Source organism: Brevibacterium daeguense (assembly GCF_021729135.1).
Classification (GTDB): domain Bacteria; phylum Actinomycetota; class Actinomycetes; order Actinomycetales; family Brevibacteriaceae; genus Brevibacterium; species Brevibacterium daeguense.
Genome location: NZ_JAJTWW010000009.1, coordinates 215586 through 224150, shown reverse-complemented (window position 1 = coordinate 224150; position 8565 = coordinate 215586). Strand labels below are relative to the sequence as shown.

8 protein-coding genes and 1 pseudogene are annotated in these 8565 nt (G+C 67.5%); 1 reads left to right on the top strand and 8 read right to left on the bottom strand.

Going from position 1 to position 8565, the window contains the following annotated elements; genetic code table 11:
* Positions 1-295: pseudogene (locus LXN01_RS09935) on the bottom strand (hypothetical protein); the annotation flags it as partial.
* Positions 296-444: 149 nt separating this feature from the next.
* Here LXN01_RS09935 and LXN01_RS09930 point away from each other — a divergent pair.
* Entirely contained in the window at positions 445-1362 is a 918-nt protein-coding gene (locus LXN01_RS09930) for a hypothetical protein (protein WP_236864605.1), read from the top strand.
* A gap of 8 nt (positions 1363-1370) precedes the next feature.
* On the opposite strand, the gene LXN01_RS09925 is transcribed toward LXN01_RS09930, so the two are convergent.
* The 7 genes from LXN01_RS09925 to LXN01_RS09895 all read right to left on the bottom strand — a co-directional run bounded on the left by LXN01_RS09925 (position 1371) and on the right by LXN01_RS09895 (position 8529).
* Positions 1371-1916, bottom strand: a complete 546-nt coding sequence (locus LXN01_RS09925) for a GyrI-like domain-containing protein (RefSeq protein WP_236864603.1) — start codon at positions 1914-1916, stop codon at positions 1371-1373.
* Between the two features lie 143 nt (positions 1917-2059).
* Positions 2060-3679, bottom strand: coding sequence for a long-chain-fatty-acid--CoA ligase (locus LXN01_RS09920; RefSeq protein ID WP_236864602.1), 1620 nt, complete (start codon positions 3677-3679; stop codon positions 2060-2062).
* 203 nt (positions 3680-3882) lie between these two features.
* Positions 3883-4935, bottom strand: a complete 1053-nt coding sequence (locus LXN01_RS09915) for a dihydrodipicolinate synthase family protein (RefSeq protein WP_336885261.1) — start codon at positions 4933-4935, stop codon at positions 3883-3885.
* A gap of 13 nt (positions 4936-4948) precedes the next feature.
* Entirely contained in the window at positions 4949-5845 is an 897-nt protein-coding gene (locus tag LXN01_RS09910; RefSeq protein WP_236864600.1) for an enoyl-CoA hydratase-related protein, read from the bottom strand.
* 58 nt (positions 5846-5903) lie between these two features.
* The gene (locus LXN01_RS09905; RefSeq protein WP_236864598.1) at positions 5904-6668 is read right to left on the bottom strand and encodes an SDR family NAD(P)-dependent oxidoreductase; all 765 of its coding nucleotides are present in this window, start codon (positions 6666-6668) and stop codon (positions 5904-5906) included.
* 5 nt (positions 6669-6673) lie between these two features.
* Positions 6674-7465 (bottom strand): enoyl-CoA hydratase, encoded by a 792-nt coding sequence (locus LXN01_RS09900; protein WP_236864596.1) that lies wholly within the window; start codon positions 7463-7465, stop codon positions 6674-6676.
* 89 nt (positions 7466-7554) lie between these two features.
* The gene (locus LXN01_RS09895; protein ID WP_236864594.1) at positions 7555-8529 is read right to left on the bottom strand and encodes an NADPH:quinone oxidoreductase family protein; all 975 of its coding nucleotides are present in this window, start codon (positions 8527-8529) and stop codon (positions 7555-7557) included.
* Between the last annotated feature and the right edge of the window lie 36 nt (positions 8530-8565).

The window sequence follows — 8565 nt, the reverse complement described above, 5'->3', positions numbered from 1 at the left end:
CGAGGTGGCGGGACCCGCGGGCCGGTGATTCCCGGCGCGCCAGCGCCACCTCAGCGGCCACACCCTTCCCCCGCCTCGACTCCGCAACACCACGATCAGCCTCGTTCCGCCGCCGGTGATGATCGAACGCCGCGGTCTCCCACGCCTGGGCAGCAGCGCAGGCGGCCTTGAGCTCTTCGAGGACGCGGATCCGATCCAGCGCCTCCTCCTCAGTTCCAGCGGGCTCCATCCCAGCCAGCGCATCACGCACGACAGCCACGTCGTCGTGACTGCTCAACTGCAGAGATTCGATCATGTGTTCTATATCAGCAAGACGGACGGACACGGGTCAGTATCGCGGCGTGACCAGGAGCGATAGCCATCTGAACAGCTTCCTGCGCCAGCCTCGCTCCCCCGCATTCGCACGCTATATCTGCTCCTCGCCGTTGGTGGCACAATGGCCTCATGAGCTCAGTCGATTCGAAGATCATCACGATTGCCGAGGAGCAGTTGGCTGACGCCCAGGAGAGCGCCGGGGTCACGATGCGCCTCCTGCACAGCGCGGAGGAGACGGCTGAAGCGTCCCTCCTCCTCGACGAGGTGTGGAACGTCGGCCGGGCCGGCACCACTCAGCTTGAACCAGGGCTGCTCGTCGCGCTTGCGCACTCCGGCAACTACGTCGCGGCGGCCTTCGACTCGGAGGACGACACCATGATCGGCGTGACTGTCGGTTTCTTCGGCGAGCCGCTCGGCAAGATGATGCACTCCCATATTGCGGGCGTCCGCCACGAGCATGTCGGGCGCGGCACCGGAGCCGCGATGAAGCTGCACCAGCGGCTGTGGTGCCTCAACCGCGGAATCCGGCAGATGACGTGGACGTTCGACCCGCTCATCGCGCGCAACGCGAACTTCAACTTCAGTCGACTCGGCGTCAATGCGCTCGAGTACTTCGAGGATTTCTACGGTCAGATGCGCGACGGCGTCAACGAGGGGCAGGCATCCGACCGACTGCTCGTCTCCTGGCGGCTCGACATCGCCGAACGACGCCCGACGGTTGGAGAAGCAGACCTCGAGCGCGCCAACTGCCTGCTCGACGTCGACGACACCGGGGAACCGCTGCTCAAGCGGGAGATCCCCCGCTCGACGGAGATCGCATCGATTCGCATTCCGGTGGACATGGAATCGCTGCGCGGCGACAACCCGGAGCTGGCGAGCCGCTGGCGATTCGCCCTGCGCGACGGCCTGACCGGACTGCTGGACGACGGCTGGGAGATCAGCGGCTTCCTCAAGAACGGAACGTATCTGCTCACCCATCCCGACGACGATGGGCCCCTGGCCGAGGACGAGATCAGCACTTCGGAGGAAGAGGGCCCGCGCGCCTGAGCTGGCTCTCAGCCCGCGTCGGTGTCGCTGTTCGTCGCGCTGTCGACGATGACGTACAGGTCCGTGCGCAGATCTGCAGGATCCATGTCGGGCTTGGGCTCGGTGACGTAGACCTCCCAGAATGGCAGCTGGGGCTTGCTGCCCGAGGTCGAAACGTCAGTCATGAAGTCGGTCCAGGCCTCGCTGAGGGCGTCGTAGGAGCCGTGGTGGCTGACCGCCGCAAGCCTGCCGCCGGGGATCGCGGAAGGTTCGACGCTCCGACCTTCTTCGAGCTCGATGGTCTCGGCGAGCGGCTGCTCAACCGGTACGCCGACCTCGAGGTCGACCGTGTCGTCGGGCATCCGCTGGTAGAGCGCGAAAGCCGGGCCGACCGGCTGCACGCCCCGCTCGCCGAGTGCCGGGAACAGCGCGGAGAATGCACTGTCGAACAGCGCGGGGAGATCGCTCACCGGGTAGTCGGTGGCCTTCACCACCGCTGTGGGCACTTCGGAAGCTGAGAAGAACTCGGTCTGGTTCCGGGCTTCGGCGACCAGGTACGCGTGAGGATCTGACATGTCGGTTCCCTCCAGAGACGGTGATGATGGCCACAATGCTACGCCGTGGAGCGGGAGGATGTCCCCGGCGAGGCCCTGGGCGGTGTGCAGGGGCCCTCGCGATGAGAGCCCCTGCACCATTGCTCACCTCTGCGCGTCCCTGCTCAGGCCTCGGACCACTGGCTGCGGAGCAGCTTCTTGTCGAGCTTGCCCACCGAGGTGCGCGGCAGCTGGTCGGTGACGACGACGTCGTCGGGCAGCTGCCACTTGGCGAACCTGCCGGTCAGCACCTCGTAGACCTCGTCCTTGGACACCTCGGCACCGTCCCGGCCGACCACGTACGCCACCGGGCGCTCCTGGTACTTCTCGTCCGGGACGCCGATGACGGCCGCCTCGAGCACCTTCGGGTGGTCCATGATCGCGTTCTCCATGTCGATCGAGGAGATCCACTCGCCGCCGGACTTGATGACGTCCTTGAGCCGATCGGTGAGCTTGAGATAGCCCTCCGGCGTGATCACACCGACGTCACCGGAGCGCCACCAGCCCTCGATGAACCGCTCGGCGCTGTCGTCGAGCTTGTGGTAGCTGGTCGCGATCCACGGACCGCGGATGACCACCTCGCCCATCGACTTCCCGTCCCGCGGCATCTCGTTGCCCTCCGGGTCGACGATCCTGACCTCGGTGCCCAGGATTGGCACGCCCTGGTACCGCTTGAGGTCCCACTTGTCCTCGACCGGCAGGTCGGCCAGTTCCGGCTTGAGCCGCCAGTTGTACGTCACCAGCGGGCTGGTCTCCGAGGCGCCGTAGCCGTGGATGACATTGGCGCCGGTCAGCTCCGCGAAGCCCTTCATCAGCGACAGCGGCGGCTCCGTCGAACCGGACACCAGGCGGGTGCTCGACAGGTCCGGCGCCTCGGGCATCTTCCGGATGGACTCCAGGATCGGCGCGAACAGCGACGGGGCACCATTGGCAACGGTCACACCCTCGTCCACCATCGCCTCGGCGACGAAGCCGATGTTGTCGGCGGTGAACCGGCCGGGGAGCACGATCTTCGTCCCCGCGCCGACCGCGGCCTGCGGGAAGCCCCAGGAGACCGCATGGAACATCGGGGTCACGGGCATCACGCAGTCGAGGTAGTCGATCTTGAGCGCCGAGATCAGGCCCAGAGTGTGCAGGTACATCGAGCGATGCGAGTAGAGCACGCCCTTCGGCCGCCCGGTGGTGCCGGTCGTGTACCCGGCGTAGCAGGCGGTGTCCTCGTCGATGAACTGCCAGTTGTACTCCTCCGGATGCTCCGGCTGATCGGTCAGCAGATCCTCGTAGAAGTGGACGTTCGGCAGGGTCGTGGAGATCTCCGAGGACGGCTTGTCCGTCATCACGATCCAGCCCTTGACATCGACTTTGTCGGCCAGCCCTTCCGCGACCGGCAGCAGCGACTCGTCGACGAAGACCCACTCCGCGTTCGAATGCTCCACGACATACATGAGGTCCGCGGGCGCCAGGCGGAGGTTGAGCTGCAGCATCGTCGCACCGACTCCCGGCACGGCGTTGTAGAGCTCCAGGTGGCGCAGCTGATTCCAGTCGAGCACGCCGACCATCGTGCCGGCGCCGATCTCCAGGGAGTCCAGCGCATAGGCCAGGCGGTTCACCCGCTGCATCAGCCCGGCATAGTCGGTGCGGCCCCAGCTGCCGTCGATGCGCCGGTGCACGATCTCGGTGTGCGGGAAGTTCAGAGCCGCGTGCCTGAGCAGGCTCGAGATGTTGAGCGGGTAGTCATCACCCATCGTGGACGAAATTCCTTTGAGCATCTTCGCTCCCTTTCGCGTCGGTGCATGCTGTCGCCGGCCTGTGCTGGCTGCGGATGAAACCGGTCCGTGGGTCGATCCTAGCGCGTAAATCGGACGGTCGTTCAGCGGCTCACGAACGGCCCGCGCCGGGTCTCACACACGGCCAGCGCCGGTCTCCCACCCGGCCTGCCGGCGTCACCTCACCCGTCCGGCAGTCGCAGCTTCTCGATCACCTCGACGACGCGCGCCCGCTGCTCGCGGTCGAGTCCGAGGATCGGCAGGGGCAGACTCGGTGCGCGCACCAGCCCCACTTCTTCCGCGATCGCCGCCGTCACCCGCAGGCTGCCGCCGAACTCAGCGAACAGGTCCCACAGAGGTGCCAGGCGCCGGGACTCGGCGAGCGCCTCGGCGGCGTCTCCCCGCTGGGCGGCACGGGTGATGCGCAGCGGGGGCGCGGGCAGGGTGCCGGCGATGACGGAGTACCAGACGTCGCAGCCGGCCAGCAGCCCGGCCGCACCGAGGGCATCCCCGGAGACGCCGATCGTGACGGTCTCCGGGACAGCGGCGCGGATGGCTGCGACGTGAGCGCGGGCGGCAACGGGATCCGTCGGGACTCCGGGGATCTTGATGGAGGCGATGCCGGGCAGAGCTGCGATCCGCGCGTAGAGATCGAGGCTGAATGTGAAGTGGGTGGTGCCCGGGTTGTCGTAGACGACCACCGGAAGCGAGAAATGCTCGGTGACGGTGCGGAACAGCTCGAACACCTCGTCGTCGGTGAGCGGCTGATAGCTCATGGGAGCCAGCAGGAGCCCGGCGGCGCCTGCCGCCTCGGCGTCCTCGACACAGGCCAGGACATGGGAGGTGCGCAGCGCTCCGACGCCGACGATGACCGGTGTCGCACCTGCGTGCTCGACTGCCAGGCGGGCGACTCTCGCGCGCTCCCGCCCGGTCAGGTAGGCATAGGAGCCGGTCGATCCGAGGACGGTGATGGAGTCGACCCCGGCACGCGCCAGGCGGCCGACCAGTCCTGCGAACGCGCCCTCGTCCACCTGGTCGTCGACCAGCGGAGTCAGCGGGAAAGCGCTGAGTCCGGTGAATGTGCTGGATCTGCTTGAGACTCCGGTGCGGTGGAGCTGCTGGGTGAGGTCATGCTTCTCCTGAGGCGTTGCTGCGGGCCCGCCAAGAGGGTGGGCCAGAAAGAGGCCGGGCCCGCCACCGGCACATGCCGACGGCGGGCCCACAGCCTCGCTCACTGTTCGAGCGGGATCACTCGACCGGCTGGGGTCCGGGGAAGTCTGGCAGCCACTCCGGGTAGTCGGCCGGGATGCGGGCCGGGAACTCCGGATCGCGCTTCTCCAGGAAGGAGGTGACGCCCTCCTTCGCATCGGCCATCTTGCCGAGCTCGTAGATGCCCTTCGAGTCCAGGCGGTGGGCCTCCCACGGGTTGTCGGCGCCGAGCATGCCCCACAGCATCTTCCGGCCGGCGGCCATCGTCAGCGCCGAGGAACCCTCGACGAGTTCGCGGGCGAGCTCGTAGGTGGTGTCCATCAGCTGGTCGCCGGGGACGACGCGGGAGACCAGGCCGGCCTCGAGCGCCTCCTGGGCGCCGAACACACGCCCGGTGTAGACCCATTCGAGCGCCTTGTTGATGCCCACCACGCGGGGCAGGAACCAGGTGGAGGCGGCCTCGGGCATGATGCCGCGCTTGGCGAACACGAAGCCGAACTTCGCGTCCTCGCTGGCGATCCGGATGTCGCAGGGCAGAGTCATCGTCGAGCCCACGCCCACACCCGCGCCGTTGAAGGCCACGATGATGGGCTTGCGCAGCGCGGCGATGGCCAGGGAGACCCGGCCACCGCCGTCACGGCGGACACCCTCGATGGTCTCTCCCCCGTCACCGGCGACATCGACGGCTGCCGAGTCGCGGGCGTCGTAGTCGAAGGTGTTCGCACCGGAGGACAGGTCCGCGCCGGGGCAGAAGAAGCGTCCCTTGCCGGTGAACACGATGACCTTGACGTCGTCGTCCTCGTCGGCGCGGCGGAACGCGTCGATGAGCTCCTTGCCCATGAGCGCGGTGAACGCGTTCTTGGTCTGCGGGGAATCGATGGTGACGGTGGCGATCCGGTCGGCCACCTCGTAGGTGATGTGCTCGAGTTCGGACATCGTCGTCCTTTCGCTTACAGACATCCTCGTCCTTTCGTTGAGAGGGATGGGTGGAGCCTCAGAAGATCGAGTAGCCGCCGTCGATGACGAACTGCTGACCGCTGGTGTACTTGCTGCCGGGGCCCGCGAGGTACACCGCTGCCGCCGCGAAGTCCTCGGGCTTGCCCCAGCGGCGGATCGGCACGCGCTTGATGACCTTCTCCCAGAAGACCTCGCTGCCGACTGCGCCCTCGGTCATGTCGGTGTCGATCCAGCCGGGCAGGATCGCGTTGGCGCGGATGTTGTAGCGGCCGTACTCGGCGGCCACTCCCCGCATGATCGCCAGCACTGCGCCCTTGGTGGCGCCGTAGTGGATGTTGGTGCCCGCACCTTCGATGCCGGCCAGGGACGACACCGCGACCAGCGAGCCGCCGGACTCCTGCTTGAGGAACTCCTTGATGGCCGCCTGGAAGCTCAGCACCACGCCATCGACGTTGACCGAGGCGATGCCGTGAAACTCCTGGATCTCCATCTCGTGGAACGGCCCCTTCTTGCCGCCGATCCCCGCATTCGCGATCAGGCTGTCGACCCTGCCGAACTCCTCGATGGTGCCGGCCATCGCCTCGGCGACCTGGTCGCGGTCGGCCACGTCGCATGCGAAGGCCTTGGCCTTCGAGAACTCGGAGAGCTCCGCCTCGGCCTGCGCGTTGCGCTCGGCATTGCGTCCCCAGATGGCCACCGAGGCGCCCGACTGTGCCAGCCCGCGCGCCATTCCCAGCCCGATGCCGTTGTTGCCGCCGGTGACGACGGCGACCTGGCCGGTGAGATCGTTGAAATCAGCCATGGCTGTCACTTCCCCTCGAACTTCGCGGTGCGCTTCTGGAGGAACGCCTGGACGCCCTCCTTGAAATCGGCGGTGGCGCTGAGCGTGGCCTGTCCCTCGAGCTCGCGGTCGAGCGCGGCGTCGAGCTCGGACAGCGCGGCCTGGTTGATCGCGGCCTCCGTGATGCCCAGCGACAGGGTCGGCCCCTGCGCGAAGGTCGTCGCGATCTCCTGCGCGCGCTGCAGGTAGGTGTCGGCGGAGGCGACCTCCGAGGCCAGACCCCATTCGAGAGCGGTGGGAGCCTTGACCTTCTCCGCGGTCAGCGCCATCCGGAGCGCACGGTGGCGTCCGGCCGAGGCGGCGACGAGCGCCGTGGCACCGCCGTCGGGCATCAGGCCGATCCTGGTGAAGGCGAGCATGAGGTAGGAGTTCTCGCTCATGACCACGTAGTCGCAGATCAGCGCGAGCGAGCAGCCCACGCCGGCGGCGGGGCCGGACACGGCGGCGACGGTCGGGACCTGCAGGTCGCGGATCTTGCGGATGAGAGCGTTGACGACGTCGAGGCCGACGCCTCCTCCTCCCCCGCTGCTGTTGGCGGCACCGGCCAGGTCGGCACCCGAGCAGAACGAGCGCTCGTCACCGGTGATGACGACGGCCCGCGCCTCCGTCGCGGCGCGCTCGATCGCCTCGTCGAGGGCGAGGATGACCTCGCGGGTGACGGCGTTGAGCGCCTGCGGGCGGTTGAACTGGATGGTCATGACGCCGTTGTCCACCGACACCTTGAGGTGCTGGTCGGTCACGGTCTGCTGTTCGGACATGATGTTCCTTTCGAAGGGCGCGGCAGCGCCGGAGATGTGGCGGTGCCGCTCAAAGGGAATCGGCCGGAGCGGCCGGGTGGATCAGGAGATCAGGATTCGGGCTTGACCTCGAGCATGACCTTGCCGAGCACGGCACGCTGGTCGAGCACCGAGATCGCCTCGGCAGCCTTCTCCAGGGGGAAGGTGGCATGAATGTGCGGGTTCAGCTTGCCGGCCTCCACGAAGGGGAGGATGGCATTCCACTGCTCGTCGATCCGCACTGTCTCATCGCGGCGGGCTTCACCCCAGGCCACACCGTCCACGGAGACGTTCTTGAGCAGCAGGCGGTTGACCTTGATGGTGGGGATCTCACCGGCGGTGAACCCGAGCACCTGGAGGTGCCCGAAGCGCTTGAGCGTGCGGATCGAGTCGGTGAAGCGGTCGCCGCCCACTGGGTCGAAGACGTAGTCCACGCCCTCGGGGTAGATCTCGAGCACGGCGTCCTTGAAGCCGTCCGCCTTGACGACGTGGGTCGCACCCAGGGACCTGACCATGTCGGCCTTGTCATCCGTGGACACCACGGCGATCACCTCGGCGCCCATCGCCAGCCCCAGCTGCACGCCTGCCGAACCCAATCCGCCGGCTGCCCCGTGGACGAGGAGCGTCTGGCCCGGCTGGAGGTCACCGCGGATCCGCAGGGAGAAGTCGGCGGTGAAGAGGTTCATGGGCATTGCAGCGGCATGAAGCATGCTCAGCGAGTCCGGGATCTTCACCGCGTTGGTGTCGTCGGCGACGAAATACTCAGCGAAGGTGTCACGGCCGGTGATCGCGGCAACGCGGTCCCCGACCGAGAACTTCGAGCCCTCGCCGGCCTCGACGACCACTCCGGCGGCCTCTGAGCCGAGAACGAAGGGCAGCTCGTGCTTGATCTGGTACATGCCTCGGGTCTGCAGGAGCTCGGGGAAGGTGACGCCGGCAACGGCGACCTCGATGAGGATCTGGCCGGGGCCGGGGCTCGGACGCTCGATGTCGACGTGCTCGACCGCCTCGGGACCGTCGAGGGTGGTGACGTGAATGGCTTTCATACTGTTTCGATTCTCCTTGGCAGAGGTGGCGTAGGG

Excerpts from the sequence above, each read along its gene's own strand:
- LXN01_RS09930 (WP_236864605.1), top strand. The coding sequence starts at position 445 with ATGAGCTCAGTCGATTCGAAGATCATCACGATTGCCGAGGAGCAGTTG.
- LXN01_RS09925 (WP_236864603.1), bottom strand. The coding sequence starts at position 1,916 with ATGTCAGATCCTCACGCGTACCTGGTCGCCGAAGCCCGGAACCAGACC.
- LXN01_RS09920 (WP_236864602.1), bottom strand. The coding sequence starts at position 3,679 with ATGGGTGATGACTACCCGCTCAACATCTCGAGCCTGCTCAGGCACGCG.
- LXN01_RS09910 (WP_236864600.1), bottom strand. The coding sequence starts at position 5,845 with ATGTCCGAACTCGAGCACATCACCTACGAGGTGGCCGACCGGATCGCC.
- LXN01_RS09905 (WP_236864598.1), bottom strand. The coding sequence starts at position 6,668 with ATGGCTGATTTCAACGATCTCACCGGCCAGGTCGCCGTCGTCACCGGC.
- LXN01_RS09900 (WP_236864596.1), bottom strand. The coding sequence starts at position 7,465 with ATGTCCGAACAGCAGACCGTGACCGACCAGCACCTCAAGGTGTCGGTG.
- LXN01_RS09895 (WP_236864594.1), bottom strand. The coding sequence starts at position 8,529 with ATGAAAGCCATTCACGTCACCACCCTCGACGGTCCCGAGGCGGTCGAG.